The sequence below is a fragment of the Ciceribacter thiooxidans genome, assembly GCF_014126615.1.
Classification (GTDB): domain Bacteria; phylum Pseudomonadota; class Alphaproteobacteria; order Rhizobiales; family Rhizobiaceae; genus Allorhizobium; species Allorhizobium thiooxidans.
In genome coordinates this window covers 926,764-947,496 of the sequence record NZ_CP059897.1, presented here as the reverse complement: position 1 = coordinate 947,496, position 20,733 = coordinate 926,764, and the positions used below count along the sequence as shown (strand labels likewise).

The following is a 20,733-nucleotide window of genomic DNA, read 5'->3' as shown; positions in this document are numbered from 1 at the left end:
ACATCCTCAGCCGTGAGGACCGGATTTTTGCGTCCGCCTTGACTGATTGTATACATTATGTCTTTCTAGTCCTCGGAGGAGGACATGATCATGGACAGACTGAGCTATCCGCTGAACGCCTGGTACGCGGCCGCCTACGACGTGGAGCTGAAGCGGGCGCTTCTGCCACGCACCATCTGCAACAAGCCGATCGTCCTGTACCGCAAGGAAAACGGCGATCCCGCCGCGCTGGCGGACGCCTGCTGGCACCGCCTTGTGCCGCTCTCTCTCGGTCGCCTCGACGGCGACAATGTCATCTGCGGCTATCACGGCCTTGAATTCGACGACACCGGCCGGTGTGTATACATGCCATCGCAGCAGACCATCAATCCTTCGGCCTGCGTGAAATCCTATCCGGTCGCCGAGCGTCACCGTTTCATCTGGATCTGGCCGGGCGACCCCTCGCTCGCGGATCCGGCGCTGATCCCCGACCTGCACTGGAACGACGACCCGGCCTGGGCCGCCGACGGCAAGCTGATCGAGCTCAAATGCGACTACCGGCTCGTCGTCGATAATCTCATGGATCTCACCCACGAGACCTTCGTCCATGGTTCTTCCATCGGCAACCGCGCCGTCGCCGAGGCGCCGTTCGAGGCAAGTCATTCGGATCGTTTCGCCTACATCACCCGCTGGATGGAGAACATCGACCCGCCGCCGTTCTGGAAGAAACAATACGGCAAGCCGGGCAAGGTCGACCGCTGGCAGATCATCCGCTTCGAGGCCCCCTGCACCATCGCGATCGACGTCGGGGTCGCCGCCACCGGCACGGGTGCGCGCGAAGGCGACCGCTCGCAGGGCGTCAACGGCTACGTCCTCAACACGATCACGCCCTCGACCGACGGGACCTGCCTCTACTTCTGGGCCTTCGCGCGCAATTACGACCTTCACAACCAGGCCCGCACCCACGAGCTGCGGGAAGGCGTCGCCGGTGTCTTTCACGAGGACGAAGTCGTACTGGAGGCCCAGCAGCGCGCGATCGACGCCAACCCCGATCACCAGTTCTACAATCTCAACATCGACGCCGGCTCCATGTGGGCGCGCAGGTTGATCGACCGGATGATTGATGCCGAGACCGGCCCGGCGACGATGGCCGCGGAGTAGAAGATGACGAAGGAACGGGCGGCCAGTCCGCGCCAGCAATCGGTAAAGGCCCTGCTGGGCCTGCGTGACCTGATCCTCAAGGGGGAGATCGAGCCCGGCGAGCGGCTGTCGGAGGTGGCACTTTCCGAGCGGCTGGACGTCTCGCGTACGCCGCTCCGCAGCGCCCTGCAGAAGCTCGAACAGGAGGGGCTCGTCACGCTCATTCCTTCCGGCGGCTATGCAGTGCGCAGCTTCACCCGGCAGGATATCATCGATGCGATCGAGCTGCGGGGCGTGCTCGAAGGAACGGTCGCGCGGCTTGCTGCCGAGCGCGGCGCCGCACCGGCACGATTGAAAGCAATCCGCGAAGTGGTGGAGCAGATCGACGCGGTGCTCGACGGAGGCCCGGAGGCGCTCGACATCGGCCGCTACGAGAGCCTCAACGGACGCTTTCATGCGCTCCTTTCCGAACTCGCTGGCAGCGAGGTGATGCGTCGCGAGCTCGAACGGATCACCAGCCTGCCCTTTGCGAGCCCGAACGCCTTCGTCAACACCGACGTCGACGTGCCGGCGTTTTACCGCTCGCTCGTCGTCGCGCAGGCACAGCACAGGGCGATCGTCACGGCCATCGAGCTTCGCGAAGGCGGACGCGCCGAGGCGCTGGCGCGCGAACATGCACGCATTGCGCGGCAGAACCTCGACTTCGTGCTTGAGGAAAGTCCCGAGCTGAGGCGCAAGGTTCTGGCCCTCGCACTGATGTCGGGCTGAGCGCTGCTGCAGACAGGTTCTTGAATTACGGAGGAGAAATCAATGCGCTCGAGAGAAGAATGGCGCAAGGCGCGGGTCATCGCCGTCGAGACGCCGGCAGACGAGGTCAGGGCCGTCACATTCGCAATCGAGGGACCGCTGCCGGCTTTCGATCCCGGCTCGCATACCAATGTCAGGGTGATGATCGCCGGCAGCCCGGCGATCCGCACTTATACGGTCGTCCCGAGCGCACCCGGCACGCTTCAGATCGCCGTCAAGCGGCACCCGAACAGCCGCGGCGGCTCGGCCTGGGTGTGGACGCTCGAACCGGGCGACGAGACGGAAATGACCGTCCCGGAAAACCGCTTCGAGCTCTCCTGGCGGGCGCCGCATTATCTCCTTGTCGCCGGCGGCATCGGCATCACGCCGATCTACGGCATGGCGAAGGCGCTTGCCGCCCGCGGGCAGCCGCTCCGCCTCGTCTACGCCGCAAGGGCGCGCAGCCAGATGGCCTTTGCCGACCAGCTCGAAGCGCTGCTCGGTGAGCGGATGGAGTGCTTCGTCGACGAGGAAGGCCACACACTGGACCTCGGCGCCGAGTTCGCCCGCCTGCCGCCCGAGGGCGAAACCTATGTCTGCGGACCGCTCGGCATGCTCCACGCGGCGCGCGCCGCATGGCAGAAGAGCGGCCGCTCGATGAGCCGGCTACGCTTCGAGGTCTTCGGCGACAGCGGCCGCTTTGCCGAACAGCCGTTCCGCGTCGAGGTCGCCGGCCTCGGCCGCACCGTCGAGGTGAGGGCCGACCAGAGCATGCTCGATGCGCTGACGGAGGCCGGTGTGCCGATGATCTACGACTGCCGCCGCGGAGAGTGCGGGCTCTGCGCCGTCGACATCGTCGCCGCGGAGAAGGAGATCGATCACCGCGACGTGTTCTTCTCGGAGGCCGAGCGGCGTGAGAATGACCGCATGTGCGCCTGCGTCTCCCGCACCCTCGGCGGCCACCTCGTCATCGACACGGGCTACCAGCATGAGAAGGCGGTGTGAGGATCGGTAGGGGTGCTGCTTCTCTGGATTGAGGGAAGTCGTGGGTGGTCGCACACGCGCTTCAGTTCGCGTTGGCGGTCACCGAATGCCGGAGCTTCTCCAGATGTCCGTGGCAGATTGCCTCGATTTCCAAGATAAGTCGCTGGGCGCGCTCGAGGAGCCAAATGAGCGCTTCCTCGTTGATCTCGTAGTGCTTCGAATAGCGGGATTTGACGTAGGCCTCGTTAAGGATGTTGAACCAGGCGACGTATTGGTGCTGGTCGGTGAGCCAGACGTCGGCGAGCCGCTGATCACAGCCCTCGGCGAGGCCGCGCAGGTGCTTCAGATTGTGGGAGGGAGGAGCGTAGCTCGTCAGAACAAGCAGGAGCGCTGAATAGGCCTGCTCGATTGACTGATGAAGCAGGAAAGCAGCCTCCTTAAGGTCGTCTTCTCGGACGCAGAAGCGGGCGGTCTTAAGGAAGACTTTCGCATGCGGCAGGCGCTCTTCAAGATAGTCGCCGGCAATCCGCAGGGCGTCTGCCGCTGTTCGTTGTTTCGGCTCGGCGAGCGGTTCATCGTCGAGTTCGTAGAGCGCGATGCCGTCACGACGTATGTCGACGAAGAAATACTGCCCTTCGTAGAGCGCTGTGTTCACCTCGCGTCTCGAATGGACAATCAGGCTGACGGGCGTCTGGATTTCCGGCAAATGCATCAGCCGGTCCTGCGCCTTGTGCCAGTAGGTGGCGAAGTCCGTGAGCTTCTTGTTGTTGACGATGATCAGCAGATCATAGTCGGACTTGTATCCCTTCTTCGTGTGCGGTTCGTCGACCCAGGTTCCGCGGGCGTAGGATCCGAAGAGAATGATCTTCAGGATGCGGCCGCGCTTCTTGAACTCGGCTGTTCCCTCCTTCAAGGCGTCCTCGAACTCCTCATGCAGCACCTCGACGATGCGCGCGAGCTCACGCTGCTTTCGATGCGGGAGATGATCGAGGCTGGTCTTCATCGGATGCGGTGGGTTCCTTGAGGTCATTGAGCATGAATAGCGCCGAATTCATAGAGTGCCTATAGCGCGAGAAATTTCAACAAAATGTTGCAACAAAATGCCGGGACAACCGCTGAATTCGCTCGAAGTTGGATTCGCTTCGGGGTTTTGCACCCCTGATCTCCAAGTCTCTCTCCGCTAAGGGCCGACCGCGAATCCAAGGGCACCATCCCAGCCGTTGCGCGAGTGAATCTACGCCGCGTGCCACCAGAATGAGCGAGCCTTTGAGCGAGACGGGGACATCACAACCACTCGTGTCGTCGACCATGACAAGTGAGTTTGGAAGCAGTGCGCAGCCATATCATTGCTCGCCGCCCGCTTTGACGGTTCCAGACGACATGGTCACCGCGGAGGAACCGAGCGTTACAGCGCTCAATGCCTCGCGCGGTTATGAAGTTACCTCACCAGATCCAAAACAACAGCACCCAGGGCAGCAGGGCGGCCGCGACCGCGCCGCTGCTCACTGCAGTCGCGACCACGCGCCGAGGCCCGGGGTTATATCGCCCCGCGATCTTCCAGACCAGGAGGAGGCTCCAGGCCGCGGCGACGGCAAGAGCCATCATCCTGATGTCGTTCGCCCAGGCAAGCGGGAAGCCGTCGGTCCTGAGCAGCGTGACCGTTTGGGCCGATAGGCCGAGGATCACGCCGCATGCCGCGAGCGGCAGGAGCCCGTGGACCATATGATGGAAGCGCTGCGCGCTCCACGGGCCGACGACCCGGGCCGCAAGCATGAGCGGCAGCAGGATCGCAACGCTGGCGACGGCAGCGGTGGCTGCGATGTAAAAGAGCAGCACGGCTCCGTCGAGCACGCTCAGCACGTCGTTATGTGCCGGATAATTGGTGAGCAACCACCATGGCAGACTCTGTTCGAGCGGCCAGGTTTCGCCGTTTCCGACGAGCCAGACGGCCGCCTTCTGTTTCAGCGCCACGAACCATGGCGACGACGCCCAATGGAAGGCGCCGACGGCGACACCCATGAGGCCCGGCACGATCAGCAGCGTGTCCCAGAGATTTGCGGTCTTCCCGCTGACCTCGACGATCTCCGAGCCCGGCGGACGCGCGGCAAGTTCGATCGCATTGCGGAATCCGGCGCAGCGCCCGCACATATGACAGGACGACGCGCTCTCCATCGTCCTGAGCGGCACCATGGGCGCGCAGGAAACGTTGAGCGTGCGGCCGAGCTGCGGCGGGCATTGGTCCCATTCGCGGTGGTCAACGCGATAATGGACGGGCGCGAGCTTCGCGAGCAGGCCGAAGACGCCGCTCACCGGGCAGAGATAACGGCACCAGACCCGGTGACCGCGACCATAGAGATAGCCGATGAGGATTGCGGCGGCCGTCGATCCGCCGAGGATCAGCAGTGCGGGCAGCGGATACTGATAGACGCTGACCAGCTGGCCGTAGACCGTCGTCAGCACGAAGGCGGCGAACGGCCAGCCCTGCCAGCGGATCCAGCGCGGGATCGCCCGGCCGCGGCCGCGCTTGCTCGCCATTTCCGTCAGCGCCCCTTCCGGACAGAAGATGCCGCACCAGAGCCGCCCGAAGAGCAGCATGCTGATGAGCACGCCCGGCCACCAGATGCCCCAGAAGACAAAGCGGGCAAAGAGCGAGACGTCGTTCCAGATATGCGCGGCATTGTCCGGCAGCGGCATCACCGCCGGTACGATCAGCAATACGGCGTAGATGAGGACGACGCCCCATTGCAATCGAAATACCGCCTTCTGGTGCAGGCGAAGCCAGTCGCCGACGGCGGCCAGCCTCGCGCTTGCCCCGCCGCGTGATGCCCGTGGCGGCGCGGTGTAGATCGTGATCGGTGTCATGCGGAAGCCTGTGCTACAGGTCTCGCCTGCCGCGCCTGCATCCGGAACGCAAAGATGATCCCGCTCCAGTAAAGAACCCAGGTCGCGACCGTGACCGCGTCGGGCATCGCCCGATAGCCGGTAAGGCCGGCGACGATCCCGCCAAGGCGCGTCATATCGTCGAGCAGGAAGGAGGTATCCCAGAGCGGTTCGGAATATGGCAGCAGACCGAGAGAAATGAGATAGCCGGTCCCGGTCACCAGCAGCGCGGAGGCGAGCAGAAGCAGCATTGCCTCGGTCAGGCGGAAGAACAGGCGCCAGGAGAGATAGCGTCCACCAAGCTGCAGCAGCCCGTAGGTCGCGCCCGCCGCAAGCACCGCAGACACGATGCCGACGGCGATCTGACCTCCGGTTCCGGCAGCGGAAGCAATGACGCCCTGCAAAAAGATCACCGTCTCGGCGCCCTCCCGCATCACGGCAATCGCCGCAACCGCGAAGATGCCCCAGAGATTGCCCCGGCGCAGGCTTTCGGAGAGGCCCTGCTCGAGATCCCGTTTCAGGGTGCGGCCGTGGCGGCGCATCCAGAACACCATCTGCACGATCAGGGCACAAGCGGCAAGGATGAGCGCTGCCTGGAACCAGTCCTGCCCTTCCGGCGGCAGGGCCGCGCTGAAGCGCATCAACACCACCGAGAGCAGGCCCGCACAGATGATACCCGCCGCGACCCCGCTCCACAGATAGCCCGTCGCGCCCCGTCCGGTTCCATTGTGACGGAGCCAGGCATGCAGGATGCCGACCACGAGCAGAGCCTCGATGCTTTCACGCCAGACGATGAAGAAGGTTTGTACGAACATGATCGGCCGTCTATTCCTGTGGGAGGAAGATGTCGAGCGGCGGAGCTTCCGTCGCGCGTATTATCAGTCTCAGTCCTGGCGCGCCACGATGACGCCCTGGCCCTTGTCCATGTGGAATTCGTCATAGAAGGGATATTCGCCTGGCGAGGCCTTGCGGATGACGACGAAGGATTCCGCACCCGGCGCCAGAACCTTCTCCTTGCGCAGGCGCAGGCTCTCGAACTCGGCCGGCGTTGTGCCGGTATTGCGCAGGATGATCTTGACCTCGGTTCCTGCGGGAATCTCGATCCGGGCAGGGTTGAGGACGCCGTCGTTCATTTCGAGGACGAAGCTCGCCGGGTCGCCGGCGTGCACCACGGCAGGTGCCGCGAGAAGCACGGCCAGCAGCATCGGGGTGAGTATGTTCGAGCGCATATTGTCTCCTTGCGCAGCGAAGCGGGGAACAGATGGTTCCCCGACGGCGCCGTATCGTCAGTAGGAACCCTTCTTGCCGGTACCGGCGAAGGTGAAGGTGTATTCGTTGGTGACGGGAGCGAACCAGGAAGCGACGCCGGTCTCCTTGTCGGTGTGGCGGCCGAAATGGCCCATCGGATCCTTGTCCGGCGGCGAGACGGTCAGCTTCAGCCGGTAATTGCCCATGCCGGCGATCTTCAGATTGTCACCGTAGTGCGGACCGTCGCTCGCGACCATCGGCATCATCCGGCCAGATACTGCTTCACCGGTGTCCACTTTCGTCAGTTCGTAGTCGACGACGAGATACGGTACCCACTCACCCTCGGCAAAGCCGTTCGGATTGTCGGCGAGCGCATGGATATCCGCTTCCAAATGGATGTCAGAATCGGCTGCGGGACGCATCATGCCCGGCGGGTCCATCTCGATCGGCTGCAGATAGACCGCGGCAATCTCGAGCCCGCCGCCGGACTGCGGCTCCCCGATCGGGTATTCCGCGGCTGTTACCGCCGATGCGGAGAGGAGAAGGAAGCCGGCGACTGCGCCGGATGTCCCGGCTCGGCGAAGATGTCTCATCATTGTCCCTTGTGTTCGTTCGACACTGTTGCGAATGACTTGCATTCGCCGTGACAATGAATACCATACTTAAATAGTCATCTTTGATCCAGCGCAAATCGGTAAAAAAGGTGAAGCCGCAACGCCCAATCCCCGCGACGTGTTGCCGCTGCCTGTTCGCGGATCCAAGACGTCCGGGAAACCGTCAACGCGCGGCCAGGGAAACAGCCTGTTTCAGAGACAGGACAAGCGTCATGGGCGGGCGCGGCGACGCAGCAAAGCCGTGGCGTTCGTAGAATGTCTTGGCCTCGTCTGAAAGGGCATGCACGAGAATGCCGCGAATGCCCATGATATGCGCCGCCTGGCCAGCGCGCAGTACGGCATCCTGGAGCAAAGCTACACCGAGGCCCCTTCCCTGCCACGCCCTGTCGACCGCCAGCCGGCCGAGAACAGACATCGGGTGGGATCCGGCATCTTACGGCGCAGCGACCCCGGGGCCTCACCAATCGCAAGTGCGCCGGACGAGAGGCTGTAATAGCCGAAGAAGACGCCGTGCTCACATACGACATAGATGCGGGACGCGCCGCTGATCTGATTGGCGCGGGCACGCCGTCGCAACCAGTCATCCAAGACATTGTAGCCGCTGTCGAAGAGATCGAGATTGTGTCATTCGACGAGCGGCGTCGGCGCCGACAGCATCACGACTGCCAGGGCTTCGGCGCATTCATCAGGCGCGCATACCCCTCGCCGCCCGGCGGTCGATCGAGTACGTCGAGATAATGCTGAAAGCTCTCGGCATCGACACGAACGAGCGTCCGGTCGAGGAGTGCATCTTCGGCAGCGCGGCGAGCGGCATCGATCATGAAGTCGGATCGCGTCTTGCCCTGCGCCCGGGCGGCCTGGTCGATAATGTCCGAAATATCCGTGCGGATCCGAAGCTGGACAGGCTTTGTGCGGGTTTCTGTTTGGTTTTTTGCGGTCACCGCCTTCACCTCGGCAATCATTTCATGTTGCGTAGATATACGTTGTATATCCGTAATTGCATATACGTGCCTCAGCACATCCTTTCGGGCTCCGGACTCCGCGGACATCGGAGTGACCGGCTCGCTATCTGGCGGACTGCAGGCCCTCCGCGAAGGCCATCATCAGTGGCCCGACACCCTTCGCGTCGTCGGAAACGACTGGCTCGGACAGGTAATAGCCGGGCGTACCATCCCGGTCGTGGCCCTCGAACCCTCCCAAGCCGGCGACACGAACAATGGTGGTTAAGCGGGTGACACCCTGCCCGTCGGCAACGAGACGGTTCGATAGAAGCGCCTCGAGTGACCGCCGTCCGGCAGCCGCCGCGGCCTTCGTCCATTCAGGCTCCATCAACCCTAAGCGTGCAGCACGCAGCAGCGCATAGGCAAACATCGCCGATGCCGAGCTTTCCTCGTAGTTGCCTTCAAGGGCCGGCGCGTCAAGAACCTGCATCCACAAAGCCGAGGGTCTCTGACGGGCAATGATCTCCTGCAGCAGAAGGCGCGTTGCGCGCCTGAGCGAAGCGGTCGCCTCGTCCGCGGGCAAGAGGGTCAGGGCATCGACCAGCGCCATAGCGAGCCACCCGACGGCGCGCGCCCATACCGCCGGCGACTTGCCGGTGACGGGATCGGCCCAGCCTTGTTTGCGGCTCTCGTCATAGCCGTGCACGTAAAGCCCACCGACTGTCGCCGTCAGCGCCAGTGCAGTGGAAAATTGCTGCAAGGCATCGGCGATCAGTCCGGACCTGCTCGTTACACGCCCGTATTCGATCTGAAACGGCAGGCCCATGTAGAGCCCGTCGAGCCAGACCTGATGCGGATAACGCTCCTTGTGCCAGTAATTGCCGGCGCGCAGACGCGGATGGCGCTCGAGCTGGCCCATCAGCTGGCTGGCGCCGGCAAGATAACGCGGCTCGCCGGTGACGGCGGCAAGATGAAGGAGCGCACGGCCCGGCAATATGTTGTCGATGTTGAACTCGTCGGGGTCATAGCCACTGAGGGTTCCGTCGGCGCGGACCTGCGGCCCGATGAGACGCAGGAGATGATCGCGCCAGCGGGCCTCGCCGGTCGCTTCGGACAGCAGGACGAGGCCGCGATAGATGCAGCCGTCCTCATAGCACCAGGCGCCGCCCTTGTAGGGTCGATAGCGTCGGCAATAGTCGTCGAAATAATCGCGCGGGTTCATGGAGCGTCCCTGACGGAGGGAATGGAAACGGAGGCGGAAGAAAGAAGCGCGGGATCGTCGCAGGAGATGTCGGCATGCTCCGCAACGATCCGCTCGTGTCGCATCGGCCGGACGTGATCGGCCATCACCGGCGGCGTGGCGACGGCCTCGGGCGCCGAGGAATGCAGGCGAAGACGACGGATGCGTACACCGCGGATCGGCGTCTCGGGGAGTCCGAGGAAGACGCCGGCGGCATGGGCGAGATGATGGACGTCGACGTCTTCGATGACCGGCGTGCCTGTGCCGACCGGCGCGGGCACACGTGATTGCACCCACCCCTCGTGGCCGTCGGCATCGCAATGATAATGGGCATTGGCGGAGATCGCCGTCAGCACACGCTCCATCCGGACCCGGCGCATCGCCACGCGCGAGATGGCCCCTCCCCGACCGCGCCGGGTCTTCAGCCTGAGTCCCCGATCGGTGCCCAGCATCTCGCTGTCCTCTATGGTGACGTCGTGGACGCCACCGGACATTTCCGAACCGATGACGAGGCCGCCATGGCCACGCTCCATGAGGCAATGACGCACCCTGACACCGCGTGTCTCGGACAGGTGGTCGGCCTCGCCGGACGGGCCGCGCTTGCCGGCCTTGACGGCGATACAGTCGTCACCGACCGAGAAGCGCACGCCTTCGATCCTCACGTCGCGGCAACTCTCCGGATTGAAGCCGTCGGTATTGGGGCTGTCAGGCGGAGCCTCGATCGAGAGACCCGCTGCGACCAACCCGTCGCAGCCCTGCGGGTGCACGGTCCAGGAGGCCGCATTGCGAATGGTGAAGCCGAGAAGCGCGACGTTGCGGCAGCGGATGAGGTGCAGGCCGCGCGGCCGCCGCGCGCCCTCACGGCTCTCCTTGGCCCAGGTCCACCAGTCCCCGGCATCGCCCGAGCCGTCGATCACGCCGGCGCCCTCGATGGTGAGCCGCTCGGCGTCGACGGCATGGAGCGGTGCGGCGAAACAGGCATCCGGCAGCCCTTCCCAGCTCCCGAGCATGTGCCCCGTACCGTCGCGTGCCGGCAGGATCGGCCAGCCGGTGCGGAGCGCCGGCCCGCGCAATACCGCACCTTTCGCCAGGTGCAGCGTGACGCCGGAAGCAAGCCGCAGCGGCAGTGCCGTCCAGAGACCGGCCGCAAGTCTCAGCGTGCCGCCCTCCGGAACCGCTCGAACCGCCCTGGCCAGCGCCTCGGCATTGTGCCGCGCACTGTCGATGTCGGCCAGATCGGTTCCCTCCACCAGCCCGAACTCCGCCGCCTCGACGAGCGCGGTGCAGGGCCTCGTTCTGAATTCGAAAGGCTCCAACCCGTCCGCCTGGAACCAGTAATCTGTCCCGGGCGACAGGTCGTTGAGGAGCATTACGGCACGATCGGCCAGACCGGTACGCACCTCCTCGGGTCGCGCAACCGGGGTCAGGCGGAAGGCCAAAGGCCGCGGCAGGTGGTAAAGGGCGCCGGGCACAGGCAGTCGTATGGCCGCGATCCGGGCGGAGATCGCAACTGCGATAGGTCGGGTCATGATTTCCGTCTCGTGGGTGATCCGCCGCCCCTTACGGGAGCGGCGGCCTTCATCGGTTCTCAGTCGAATTTGGCGAGTACGTCGTTGCTGCCGTCGATAATCTGTTCCGCGGCGGCTTTTGCATCCAGCTCGCCGTAGGCATATTCCTCGAGCGTATCCAGGAAGACGGAGCGGATCTCGGGGTTCTCATTGAACGGTGAGACGGACGGGCCGGAGGCTGCCATCACCATCGCGTTTGCCTCGCACACCTCAGGCTCGCCGGTCTGTCCAAGCCTCGCGGTGGCGGCTTTAGATGCGGGAATGCCCCGCGTCGTGCCGAGCGCATCGATGCCTTCCGGCTCGTTCAGCAGGCAATTTACAATCTGGGCGGCCGCCTCCTGGTTGTTCGAATGCTTCGAAATTGAAAATACCATGGAAGGCTTGCGGTAGACGCCGGCGGTCACGGCGCCGTCAATCTTGAGGATGCCGGCCGGCTTCAGCACCTGGCCTTCTTTCAGCGGATGAGCGTACTTGCCGAAAGTCGAGTCCCATTCATAGGAACCAGCGATCTTGCCCTCCGCCCATTCCGGCTTTTCGAACAGGTTGACATTGCCGTCGGCCGCCTCCTCCTTCTGCGACCGCATTACGCCGTCCTCAACCAGCTTGCCGAGGAATGTGATGCCGTCGGCCAGTTCGTCAGCCGTCCAGGCCACGCGGTTGGTTTTCGGATCGACCATGTCCTTGCCGGTCTTCTGCACGACGACCAGCGTTGTGACGAGTTGAGCCGTCTCCTTCACCGCGTTGAAGGTGTAGTAGTCCTTGCCGAGCTTTTCCTTGATCGTCTTGGTCGCGGCGAACAGCTCTTCCCAGGATTTCGGTACGGCGACGCCGGCCTTTTCGAAAGTCGTCGTATTGAAGAGAAACACGCGGCCCGTTGTCGACACAGACAGGCCCTGCAGCACACCGTTCATCGAGCCGGAGGCGAGATCAGCCTCGCTCCAGTTCGACAGATCGATCGCCTTCAGCGTCCTCAGATCGGCGAACCCGTCGCCATTCCTGGAGAACAGCGGCAGCCATGGCCAGTTGACCTGGACGATGTCGGCCTCGGTCTGGCCGGCCATCTGTGTCGTGAGCTTTTCGAGATATCCGTCGAAACCTGTAAACTCGCCCTTGACGGTATGACCGTGCTTGGCGCCGCAGGCCTCCAGCGCCTTCTGTGTCGCGACATGGCGACTTTCTCCGCCCCACCACGACATACGCAGCTCGGCAGCCGGCACGGCGGATGCAAACCCGATGACGCCGAGCGCGGTGCCGGCGAGAATGTTGGATATCCGTCCTTTGGTCATGCTTCTCCTCCTCTTGGTGTCTCGGGCGCAACGCTGCCTCCTCGCAGCGAAATGTTGCGCCCGTCGGTCTTGTCGAAAACATGCAGGGATGAGAGCTCCGGCCGAAGTGCGATCCGGTCGCCGGTCCCGAGCGCCTCGAATTCCGCGGCACTGACCACCGCGACGATGCGTTGCCCTTCCAGATCGGCGTGCAGGTTGACCTCATGGCCCATGAACTCGGCGCTCGTCAGCCGCGCCTCGACCCCCGGACCGGTGCCGGCGAGCGCCAGGTGCTGCGGCCGAATGCCGAGCACGGCCGCGTCGGGTCGCGCCGCCAGGCGGCCGGCCACTACCTCACCGAGGCGAAGGCGCTGGCCGCCGATGACGAAGTCGGTGCCGTCGAGCGCTCCGTCGACGAGGTTCATTTCCGGGCTGCCGATGAAGCCGGCGACGAACAGATTGGCGGGCGCGTTGTAGAGTTCCTTCGGCGTCGCCACCTGCATGATACGGCCCGCCTGCATGACACAGATGCGGTCGCCCATCGTCATCGCCTCGGTCTGGTCATGGGTGACATAGACCACGGTCGACGACAGCCCATCGGCTTTCAGCTGGCGGTGCAGGTCGGTGATCCGCACCCGCATCGAGGCACGCAGCTTGGCGTCGAGATTGGAGAGCGGCTCGTCGAACAGAAAGACGCCCGGTTTCTTGATCAGCGCGCGGCCGAGCGCCACGCGCTGCGCCTGACCGCCCGAGAGCTGCTTCGGCAGCCGGTCGAGCAGCGGCTCGATTTCGAGAATGCGTGCGACATTGTCGATCGCCGCCGCGATCTCGGCCTTGGGCGTACCGGCGATCCTGAGCCCGAAGGCGAGATTGCCGCGCACCTTCATGTGCGGATAGAGCGCATAGTTCTGGAACACCATGGCGATCGATCGCCGGCTCGGCGGCAGGTCGTTGACCCGCTGTTCGCCAATGACGATCTCGCCGCCGCTGATTTCCTCGAGGCCGGCGATCATGCGCAGGGTCGTCGACTTGGCGCAGCCGGACGGCCCGACCAGCACCATGAACTCGCCGTCGGCTATGTCGAGATCGATGCCGTGCACCGCCTTCACGGTGCCGCCGTAGATTTTTTCGAGATTCCTCAAGTGAACGCGTGCCATGTCAGCCTTTCCTGCTCCCGGCGGAAATGCCCTCGATGAAATACCGCTGGGCGACGAAGAACACGACGAGTGCCGGCGTGATGGTGAGCACCGACATCGCGAGGATGCGGTTCCATTCAAAGGCCTCGGTGGTGTCGATGGAGAGTTTGAGCGCCAGGCTCACCGGGTACTTGTCGACGGAGGAGATGTAGATGAGCGGCCCGAGGAAGTCGTTCATGGTCCACATGAACTGGAACAGGCACACCGAGATCAGCGCCGGCGCCAGCATCGGCACGACGATGTATACGAGCGTCTGCAGGCTGTTGGCACCGTCGACCCGTGCCGCCTCCTCCATGTCGCGCGGCAGCGAGCGCAGGAACTGCACCAGCATGAAGACGAAGAAGGCGTCACCCGCGAGCGCCGAGGGCACCCAGAGGGGCAGGAAACTATCCAGCCAGCCGAGGTCGCGAAACAAAATGTATTGCGGAATGCGCGTCACGACGTTGGGCAGGAGCAGGATCGCGATCACCGACGAAAACAGGACCTTCTTCAGCGGGAAGTCGAACCGGGCGAACGCGTAGGCCGCGAACGTGCAGGAGATCGCCGTGCCGATTACCTTGGGCAGGATGATGAGGAAGGAATTCCAGAAGAACCGGCCGAAGGTGTAGGGCGTCGAGGTCTGCCAGCCCTTGATATAGCCGTCGAGCGTCGGGTGTTCGGGAATGAAGCCGGCCCCCGCGAATATCTCAGAATTGGTCTTGAAGCTCGCGCCGATCAGCCAGATCAGCGGATAGAGCATGACGAAGCCGACCGCGAGGAGCAGGCCGTAGCGGATCACGGTCGAAATCGTCTCCAAGCGGGCGCGTCTCGCCGCCGCCTTCGCGTTGAGGCCGCCAAGATCGGTGGTGGTGGCGTGGATCTCGGTCATCTCTCAGTTCCTCTTGTCGCCGGCGTAGTAGACCCACTTCTTCGACGACCAGAAGGCGAGAAGCGTGAGCGCCATGATGATGAGAAACAGGACCCAGGCGATCGCCGAGGCATAGCCCATGTTGAACTTCTTGAAGGCTTCTTCGTAGATGTAGAGCGGCAGCAGATAGGTCGACTTGAGCGGCCCGCCCTGGGTGATGATGTAGGGGCCGTTGAACTCCTGGAAGGCCTGGACCATTTGCATGATCAGGTTGAAGAAGATCACCGGCGTCAAAAGCGGTAGCGTGATGAAGACAAAGCTCGTCACCTTGCCGGCACCGTCGATCGCCGCCGCTTCGTAGAGGGACTTGTCAATCGATTGCAGCGCGGCGAGAAAGATCACCATGGCCGAGCCGAACTGCCAGCAGCGCAGGAGCGTGATGGTGAACAGCGCGTTGGTCGGGTCGCCGAACCAGTCGACCGGCGCGAAACCGATCGTCGCCAGCGCCATATTGACCAGCCCCTCGGTGGAGAACAGGTAGCGCCACAGCACCGCGATCGCGATCGAGCCGCCGAGGATCGACGGCACGTAGAAGGCGGTGCGGAAGAGGTTGATCGCCTTCAGCCTGTAGTTCAGGATCGCCGCGATGAAGAGCGCGAAGGCGAGCTTCAGCGGCACCGTGATGAAGACGTAGAGCAGCGTGACGTTGAGCGACTTGATGAAGGTCCGGTCGCGGGTGAACAGCCGCTCGTAATTGGCAAGCGCCGTCCATTTCGGACTGTTCATCAGGTCGTAGCTGGTGAAGCTCAGGTAGAGCGACGACAGGAACGGAATAGCCGTGAAAACCAGAAGACCGAGGACGTAGGGTGCCAAATAGGCGAGGCCGAGAAGGCGCTGGTTCTTCACGCGTGCGCCCCCTTGCAACAGTGGCTCAACCAATGACCCGCGACGGCGCGAATAGATGCGGTTTCGTACAAGTCAAGCTCCCGGATCGTATTGGGTGAGGATGCGCGGCGCACCGCCTCGACCCCATTTCCGATCTCCTCCCGAGACAATTCGGTTTGCCTCTGCCGTGTGTGGGGTGACATAATCGTATTTCCCTCGCTGAATGAATAAACAAAGGCGAAAAAAAGATGGACGAAATCGAAGGCGGTATCCTCTCCCGTATTCCGCCCTCGGCGCTGACCTTAAACCTGACGCGGGCGACGATCCGCATGGAGCATTCGCAGACCTGGCGCATCGACAAGACGAATTCGGTCGACGATCTGGTGATCGGGCTCACCGGACGCGGCCATTATCTCATCGACGGCGAGCCCCGCACGATCGAGCCGGGCGAAGCCATGCTGATCCGTCGTGGCCAGCGCTTTCAGGGCTGGAACGGGGATGCCGCCACCTATCTCGGCATCGCCCAGCATTTCACGCTCGACATCTACGGCCGCCACGACCTGCTGGCACAAATGGAACTCCGGCCGAAGGTGCCGCTCAGCCGCTGGAACCTGCTCGAACCGCTGGTGCGCCAGTACCGCCAGACGGCGCCGCCGTCCTCGGTCACGCTCGGCCAGCACCACCTGTTCATGTATATCCTGATTGCCTTCATCGAGGATGCCTTCATGGGCTGGCGTGACCGTGCCGCCTACCAGCCGGAAGGCGCCGATGCGCTCGATCTCGCCGTCATGAAGGCCGCGACCATGATCGCCGCCAATCCTCTCGACCCGGACATTGCGGAAAGGGCTGTCGCCGGATCGGCCTTCAACCGCGATTATTTCCTGCGCGAATTCAAGAAGCGCGTCGGCCGGACGCCACGCAAGTACCAGGAAGTGCAGCGCATGGAGCGCGCCATGCATTTTCTCGAGGCGGGTCTTCCCGTGGCGAGTGCCGCAGCGGAAGTCGGCTATGCCGATCCCTACTATTTCTCGCGCATGTTCCGCCGCATCACCGGCTTAAGTCCCCGGGACCACGTGCGTTGCGTTCGCCAGAGCCGGCACGGTGGATTGATGCGGTTTGACGAACCGGAGCAGGCCGAGGCGTTGGCGCAGGCGTTCTCAGGCAAGAGAAGGGGCGCGGGCTCGTTGCCGAGGACGACGCATTTTCCTTCGACTTGAAGGCGTTTCAACCGGGGTCAGACGGGCGGTCAGGTTGCCCGTCCGGCCGTCCCGCCTCGTGCATCGGCGTCGAAGATGCCGTCCCTCACAACGAAGACAGGAACGCCTCGGTCCGGCAGATCTCCACCTGCACGGACAAGCGTTCGCCGAGCACTTCGAGCGATGCATCATGGGTCTCGTCGGCACCGCTGCAGACGGCGTCCGAGAGGACCACGACATGGTAGCCGAGGTCGACAGCACCGAGGACGGCTGCGAGCACGCAGACATCCGTCTCGCCGCCCGTCACGACGAGGTTCGATACCCGCTCTCCCTTCAACATCCAGTCGAGGCTGCCGTCAAACCAGGGGGAGTACGTCGCCTTGTCGAAAATGCGGGCGGGCGGTACGAGCCGGCGCAGCTCCGGCACGAGATCGAGGAGCTCCGGCTCCAGATGCTCTCCCGTCATCATCGGCCATTTCTCGTAGTAGCTCCGCCACATGCCCCAGATCTCGTCGGGTCGCCGCGGTGGGATGAACCGGGTGAAGATCGTCTTGTCGCTCAACCGTTCGGCCACCTCGACGACCGTGTCGGCGACCTGCGCCATCCACGGCACGTGCCAGGGCGTCGGCTGTTTGAACATCTCCTGCATGTCGATGCAAAGGTGGACGAAGGCGCCGTTGCTCATCAGGCAATCCTCTCTTGATGCCCACTCGAACCGGCTCACGGCCCCTCCTGTTCCCTCCTCCGGCACGCAGGCGCGAGTTCGGCCGTTCAGAGGCGCGGAGCGTAATCCCGACCGGGATCGATGCTGGCCGGGCGGCCTTCGAGAAAGAGTTCGCCAATACGGGGGGCGGAGCGGGAAACGACTCTGCCGCCCTTGACGACGAGGAGCCGCGTCGGCTTGAGCCGCAGGGCTTCCACGACATCCGCGGCCTGCAACACGACGAGATCGGCCTTGCAGCCGACCGAAAGCCCGTAGCCGTCGAGGCCCATGGTCCTCGCCGAATTGACGGTCAGTGCCTCGTAGATCCGCCTTTTGTCCTCGACGCCGCCCATCTGCGCCACATGAATCGCCATGTGGCCGACCTCGAGCATGTCGGCCGAGCCCATCGCATACCACGGGTCCATCATGCAGTCCTGCCCGAAGGAGACGTTGAGGCCCGCCGCCATGAGTTCGCGTACGCGCGTCATGCCGCGGCGCTTCGGATAGGTGTCGTGGCGACCCTGCAGCATGATGTTGATCAGCGGGTTGGGGATGACGTTGATCTCGGCCTCTGCCATCAGCGGCATGAGCTTGGAGACGTAATAGTTGTCCATCGAGTGCATTGAGGTGAGATGCGAGCCAGCGACACGTCCCTGCAGCCCGTGGCGCACGGTCTCCGCCACCAGCGTCTCGATGTGGCGCGACATCGGATCGTCCGTCTCGTCGCAATGGATGTCGACGGGAAGGTCGCGCTCGGCAGCGATCCGGCAGAGCGCCTCGAGCGAGCGCCGGCCATCCTCCATGGTCCGCTCGAAATGCGGGATGCCGCCGACGATGTCGAGGCCCATGTCGAGGGCGCGTTCGAGTGATTTCTCTCCCTCGGCCGCGCGATAGTATCCATCCTGCGGAAAGGCGACGAGCTGCAGCTCGATATAGGGTCTCACCCGCTCCCTCACCTCGATCAGCGCTTCGGCCGTTATCAGCCGCGGGTCGGAGGTGTCGACGTGGCTGCGGATGAAAAGAAGGCCCTGGGTGACGGCGAGGTCGCAGTAGCGCAGCGCCCGTTCGACCAGCGCCTCCTTCGTCAGCCGCGGCCGCAGCTCGCCCCAAAGGGCGATGCCTTCGAGAAGCGTGCCGGAGACGTTCATGCGCGGCAGGCCGAGCGAGAGCGTCGCGTCCATATGAAAATGCGGATCGCAGAACGGCGGGCTGGCAAGGCGTCCCGTTGCGTCGAACGTCTCACCGGCGGTCGCGTCGATGCGTTTTTCGATCGCTGCGATCCTGCCGCCGGCAAGCCCGATGTCGAAGCCGGAACGGCCGTCGGGCAGGTTGGCGTTGCGGATGATCAGATCGAACATGGCGAGCCTCGTCGTCGGGGAACATGCCGGAGAGCGGGCTCCGATGTCCCGGACAGACTATACCGATTCATCCGGAAAAGCTGGTGAGGAAAGAAGGCGAGCGCCGCCTTCTTGCGGAACCATACGGCGCGCCGAGCTCAGCCCTTGACGCCGGACGAGATCATGATCGCCTCGGTTACCCGGCGCTGGAAGAGAACATAGGCGAGAATGACGGGCAGTGCGGCGAGCATGGCTACCGCCATCAGACGGGCATAGGCGACACCGAAAGCGTCGTTCACCTGGGTGATGCCGACGGGGATTGTCATCATGTCTTCGGATGTGACGACGAGGAAAGGCCAGAGGAAGGCGTTCCACACCGTGATGAATGTGACGATTGCCATGGCGGTGGTGATGCCCCAGTTGAGCGGCAGATAAATCCGAAACAGAATGGTGAATTCTCCGCCGCCGTCGAGCACCACCGCCTCGCGCATCTCCTTCGGCACACTGTCGAAGAACTGCTTGTAGACGATGATGACGATCGGCGTGATGAGCTGCGGCAGGATGATCCCGGCCCAGGTATTGATGAGGTTGAGGTTGTTCATCAGAATGAACTGATTGACGAGAAGCGCCTGCGTCGGAACCATGAAACTTGCAAGGACCACGCCGTAAAGCAGGCGGCGTCCGGGAAACCGGATCTGCGACAGCGCGTAGGCGCAGAGCATTGAGATGACGAGGACGGTGACCGTGACGATCACTGCGGTTCCGACCGAGTTGAAATACCAGACCATCAACCGGGTATTGAAGATGGCGTCGACATAGGCCGACAGCCGGAACTCGTCCGGAAGGAGGGAGGCATTGCCGACGACGTTTTCCTCCGAGCGCAGCGAGGTCACGAAGCTCCAGTAGAGCGGAAAGATCCAGACGAGCGCGGCGGAGAAGGTGAAGATCGTCAGGACGAGGTTTTCGAGACGTCTGGCGGCACTCATGCTCCCCTCCGAATGCGCAGAAGCTGGTATTGCAGAACGGAAACGACGGCGATCAGCATGAAGAGCACGGTCGCGACCGCCGAGGCATAGCCTCCGTGGTTCATCTGGAACGCCTCACGGTAGACCTTCAGCAGGAGAACATAGGAGGAGTTGAACGGCCCGCCGCCGCTTAGGAGGTAGATCTGGTCGAAGATCTTGAGCTGCAGGATGAGCTGGAGCGTGAGCACAAGCGCCGTGACCGGCCAGAGCAGCGGCCAGGTTACCCGCCGGAACCGCTGAAAACGTGTCGCGCCGTCGAGCGCGGCCGCCTCGTAGAGTTCCTGGGGGATGTTGCGGAGCCCGGCGATGAAGAGCAGGACGTTGAAGCCATTCGTCCACCAGATCGTGACGAGGGCAACCATCGGCATTACCCAGTAAGGGTTCTTGAAGACCGCGACGGGCTTGCCGGAGACGAGCGCGATCAGCGGCTGCAGGATACCGAACTGGAGGTCCAGCATCCAGGCCCAGATTTCCGTCACCACCGACACCGGGAGCACGTACGGCAGGAAGAAGAGACTGAGCGCCAGCGTCTGCGCCACGCCCTTGAGGCGACTGACCGCAAGCGCGATCAGGAGTGCAATCACCGTCGTCGGCACGACTGTCAGAAGCACGAAATAGCCGTTGTTCTTCAAGGAGGTGACGAAGAGACGGTCGCCGATAAGGCGGATGTAGTTGTCCACCCCGACCCAGTTCCCCTCTCCGACGAGCGGCGCATCGGTGAAACTCATCCGGATCATCTCGATCATCGGGTAGAGAAAGAAAGTCGAGAAGACCACGATGAACGGCGCCACCATCGTCAGCGCGATCAGCGACTTCTTTTTCCGATTCTCGATCATCGCCATGGCTGGGCCTCCGATACGTGCGGAAAACAAGCCGCCCTCCGGCGAGGGGAACTCCGG

At 63.4% G+C, this 20,733-nt stretch carries 20 protein-coding genes and 1 pseudogene; 4 read left to right on the top strand and 17 right to left on the bottom strand.

Going from position 1 to position 20,733, the window contains the following annotated elements:
- Nucleotides 1–90 precede the first annotated feature (90 nt).
- The 3 genes from H4I97_RS22415 to H4I97_RS22405 are packed head-to-tail and all read left to right on the top strand — an operon-like array spanning nt 91 to nt 2,910.
- Nucleotides 91–1,140, top strand: coding sequence for an aromatic ring-hydroxylating dioxygenase subunit alpha (locus tag H4I97_RS22415; RefSeq protein ID WP_182307916.1), 1,050 nt, complete (start codon nt 91–93; stop codon nt 1,138–1,140).
- A 3-nt stretch (nt 1,141–1,143) separates the two neighbouring features.
- Nucleotides 1,144–1,887, top strand: coding sequence for a GntR family transcriptional regulator (locus H4I97_RS22410; protein ID WP_182307915.1), 744 nt, complete (start codon nt 1,144–1,146; stop codon nt 1,885–1,887).
- A gap of 42 nt (nt 1,888–1,929) precedes the next feature.
- A complete protein-coding gene (locus tag H4I97_RS22405) occupies nt 1,930–2,910 on the top strand; it encodes a PDR/VanB family oxidoreductase (RefSeq protein WP_182307914.1) in 981 nt (326 codons plus the stop codon).
- Between the two features lie 61 nt (nt 2,911–2,971).
- On the opposite strand, the gene H4I97_RS22400 is transcribed toward H4I97_RS22405, so the two are convergent.
- From H4I97_RS22400 to H4I97_RS22340, 13 genes and pseudogenes are all read right to left on the bottom strand, one after another.
- Nucleotides 2,972–3,892: a nucleotidyltransferase and HEPN domain-containing protein gene (locus tag H4I97_RS22400; RefSeq protein WP_182307913.1), complete on the bottom strand. Its 921-nt coding sequence runs from the start codon at nt 3,890–3,892 to the stop codon at nt 2,972–2,974.
- 440 nt (nt 3,893–4,332) lie between these two features.
- Nucleotides 4,333–5,751, bottom strand: a complete 1,419-nt coding sequence (locus tag H4I97_RS22395) for a 4Fe-4S binding protein (protein WP_182307912.1) — start codon at nt 5,749–5,751, stop codon at nt 4,333–4,335.
- Nucleotides 5,748–6,584: an FTR1 family iron permease gene (locus H4I97_RS22390; RefSeq protein WP_182307911.1), complete on the bottom strand. Its 837-nt coding sequence runs from the start codon at nt 6,582–6,584 to the stop codon at nt 5,748–5,750. Before H4I97_RS22390 ends, H4I97_RS22395 begins: the two co-directional genes overlap by 4 nt.
- 69 nt (nt 6,585–6,653) lie before the next feature.
- Nucleotides 6,654–6,998, bottom strand: coding sequence for a cupredoxin domain-containing protein (locus H4I97_RS22385; protein ID WP_378143326.1), 345 nt, complete (start codon nt 6,996–6,998; stop codon nt 6,654–6,656).
- A 57-nt stretch (nt 6,999–7,055) separates the two neighbouring features.
- The gene (locus tag H4I97_RS22380; protein ID WP_378143325.1) at nt 7,056–7,613 is read right to left on the bottom strand and encodes an iron transporter; all 558 of its coding nucleotides are present in this window, start codon (nt 7,611–7,613) and stop codon (nt 7,056–7,058) included.
- A 181-nt stretch (nt 7,614–7,794) separates the two neighbouring features.
- A pseudogene (locus tag H4I97_RS22375) lies at nt 7,795–8,288 on the bottom strand (GNAT family N-acetyltransferase).
- Nucleotides 8,288–8,593, bottom strand: coding sequence for a type II toxin-antitoxin system TacA family antitoxin (locus tag H4I97_RS22370; protein WP_378143324.1), 306 nt, complete (start codon nt 8,591–8,593; stop codon nt 8,288–8,290). The pseudogene H4I97_RS22375 and the gene H4I97_RS22370 overlap by 1 nt, the downstream one beginning before the upstream one ends.
- Before the next feature lie 103 nt (nt 8,594–8,696).
- Nucleotides 8,697–9,794, bottom strand: coding sequence for a glycoside hydrolase family 88/105 protein (locus tag H4I97_RS22365; protein WP_182307908.1), 1,098 nt, complete (start codon nt 9,792–9,794; stop codon nt 8,697–8,699).
- A complete protein-coding gene (pglA, locus tag H4I97_RS22360) occupies nt 9,791–11,341 on the bottom strand; it encodes a polygalacturonase PglA (RefSeq protein WP_182307907.1) in 1,551 nt (516 codons plus the stop codon). The genes H4I97_RS22365 and pglA overlap by 4 nt, the downstream gene beginning before the upstream one ends.
- A gap of 59 nt (nt 11,342–11,400) precedes the next feature.
- Entirely contained in the window at nt 11,401–12,666 is a 1,266-nt protein-coding gene (locus tag H4I97_RS22355) for an ABC transporter substrate-binding protein (RefSeq protein WP_182307906.1), read from the bottom strand.
- On the bottom strand, nt 12,663–13,802 hold the full coding sequence (locus H4I97_RS22350) for an ABC transporter ATP-binding protein (protein ID WP_182307905.1): 1,140 nt from the start codon (nt 13,800–13,802) through the stop codon (nt 12,663–12,665). Before H4I97_RS22350 ends, H4I97_RS22355 begins: the two co-directional genes overlap by 4 nt.
- Before the next feature lies 1 nt (nt 13,803).
- A complete protein-coding gene (locus H4I97_RS22345; protein WP_182307904.1) occupies nt 13,804–14,709 on the bottom strand; it encodes a carbohydrate ABC transporter permease in 906 nt (301 codons plus the stop codon).
- A 3-nt stretch (nt 14,710–14,712) separates the two neighbouring features.
- Nucleotides 14,713–15,594, bottom strand: coding sequence for a carbohydrate ABC transporter permease (locus H4I97_RS22340; RefSeq protein ID WP_182307903.1), 882 nt, complete (start codon nt 15,592–15,594; stop codon nt 14,713–14,715).
- Between the two features lie 227 nt (nt 15,595–15,821).
- Between H4I97_RS22340 and H4I97_RS22335 the strand changes: the two genes are divergently transcribed.
- Nucleotides 15,822–16,790: a helix-turn-helix domain-containing protein gene (locus H4I97_RS22335; RefSeq protein ID WP_182307902.1), complete on the top strand. Its 969-nt coding sequence runs from the start codon at nt 15,822–15,824 to the stop codon at nt 16,788–16,790.
- A gap of 85 nt (nt 16,791–16,875) precedes the next feature.
- Here H4I97_RS22335 and H4I97_RS22330 read toward each other — a convergent pair whose 3' ends face one another.
- From H4I97_RS22330 to H4I97_RS22315, 4 genes are all read right to left on the bottom strand, one after another.
- The gene (locus H4I97_RS22330; protein WP_182307901.1) at nt 16,876–17,454 is read right to left on the bottom strand and encodes a cysteine hydrolase family protein; all 579 of its coding nucleotides are present in this window, start codon (nt 17,452–17,454) and stop codon (nt 16,876–16,878) included.
- An 86-nt stretch (nt 17,455–17,540) separates the two neighbouring features.
- Complete coding sequence (locus H4I97_RS22325; protein WP_182307900.1) at nt 17,541–18,830, bottom strand: amidohydrolase family protein; 1,290 nt, start codon at nt 18,828–18,830, stop codon at nt 17,541–17,543.
- A 137-nt stretch (nt 18,831–18,967) separates the two neighbouring features.
- A complete protein-coding gene (locus H4I97_RS22320) occupies nt 18,968–19,795 on the bottom strand; it encodes a carbohydrate ABC transporter permease (protein WP_182307899.1) in 828 nt (275 codons plus the stop codon).
- Nucleotides 19,792–20,676: a carbohydrate ABC transporter permease gene (locus H4I97_RS22315; protein WP_182307898.1), complete on the bottom strand. Its 885-nt coding sequence runs from the start codon at nt 20,674–20,676 to the stop codon at nt 19,792–19,794. Before H4I97_RS22315 ends, H4I97_RS22320 begins: the two co-directional genes overlap by 4 nt.
- Nucleotides 20,677–20,733 lie beyond the last annotated feature (57 nt).

What these genes read in the sequence shown, in the direction of transcription:
- H4I97_RS22355 (WP_182307906.1), bottom strand. Translation starts at nt 12,666, where the DNA reads ATGACCAAAGGACGGATATCCAACATTCTCGCCGGCACCGCGCTCGGC.
- H4I97_RS22390 (WP_182307911.1), bottom strand. Translation starts at nt 6,584, where the DNA reads ATGTTCGTACAAACCTTCTTCATCGTCTGGCGTGAAAGCATCGAGGCT.
- H4I97_RS22370 (WP_378143324.1), bottom strand. Translation starts at nt 8,593, where the DNA reads ATGATTGCCGAGGTGAAGGCGGTGACCGCAAAAAACCAAACAGAAACC.
- H4I97_RS22395 (WP_182307912.1), bottom strand. Translation starts at nt 5,751, where the DNA reads ATGACACCGATCACGATCTACACCGCGCCGCCACGGGCATCACGCGGC.
- H4I97_RS22385 (WP_378143326.1), bottom strand. Translation starts at nt 6,998, where the DNA reads ATGCGCTCGAACATACTCACCCCGATGCTGCTGGCCGTGCTTCTCGCG.
- H4I97_RS22380 (WP_378143325.1), bottom strand. Translation starts at nt 7,613, where the DNA reads ATGATGAGACATCTTCGCCGAGCCGGGACATCCGGCGCAGTCGCCGGC.
- H4I97_RS22410 (WP_182307915.1), top strand. Translation starts at nt 1,144, where the DNA reads ATGACGAAGGAACGGGCGGCCAGTCCGCGCCAGCAATCGGTAAAGGCC.
- pglA (WP_182307907.1), bottom strand. Translation starts at nt 11,341, where the DNA reads ATGACCCGACCTATCGCAGTTGCGATCTCCGCCCGGATCGCGGCCATA.
- H4I97_RS22330 (WP_182307901.1), bottom strand. Translation starts at nt 17,454, where the DNA reads ATGAGCAACGGCGCCTTCGTCCACCTTTGCATCGACATGCAGGAGATG.
- H4I97_RS22320 (WP_182307899.1), bottom strand. Translation starts at nt 19,795, where the DNA reads ATGAGTGCCGCCAGACGTCTCGAAAACCTCGTCCTGACGATCTTCACC.
- H4I97_RS22415 (WP_182307916.1), top strand. Translation starts at nt 91, where the DNA reads ATGGACAGACTGAGCTATCCGCTGAACGCCTGGTACGCGGCCGCCTAC.
- H4I97_RS22335 (WP_182307902.1), top strand. Translation starts at nt 15,822, where the DNA reads ATGGACGAAATCGAAGGCGGTATCCTCTCCCGTATTCCGCCCTCGGCG.
- H4I97_RS22345 (WP_182307904.1), bottom strand. Translation starts at nt 14,709, where the DNA reads ATGACCGAGATCCACGCCACCACCACCGATCTTGGCGGCCTCAACGCG.
- H4I97_RS22350 (WP_182307905.1), bottom strand. Translation starts at nt 13,802, where the DNA reads ATGGCACGCGTTCACTTGAGGAATCTCGAAAAAATCTACGGCGGCACC.
- H4I97_RS22325 (WP_182307900.1), bottom strand. Translation starts at nt 18,830, where the DNA reads ATGTTCGATCTGATCATCCGCAACGCCAACCTGCCCGACGGCCGTTCC.
- H4I97_RS22405 (WP_182307914.1), top strand. Translation starts at nt 1,930, where the DNA reads ATGCGCTCGAGAGAAGAATGGCGCAAGGCGCGGGTCATCGCCGTCGAG.
- H4I97_RS22365 (WP_182307908.1), bottom strand. Translation starts at nt 9,794, where the DNA reads ATGAACCCGCGCGATTATTTCGACGACTATTGCCGACGCTATCGACCC.
- H4I97_RS22400 (WP_182307913.1), bottom strand. Translation starts at nt 3,892, where the DNA reads ATGAAGACCAGCCTCGATCATCTCCCGCATCGAAAGCAGCGTGAGCTC.
- H4I97_RS22315 (WP_182307898.1), bottom strand. Translation starts at nt 20,676, where the DNA reads ATGGCGATGATCGAGAATCGGAAAAAGAAGTCGCTGATCGCGCTGACG.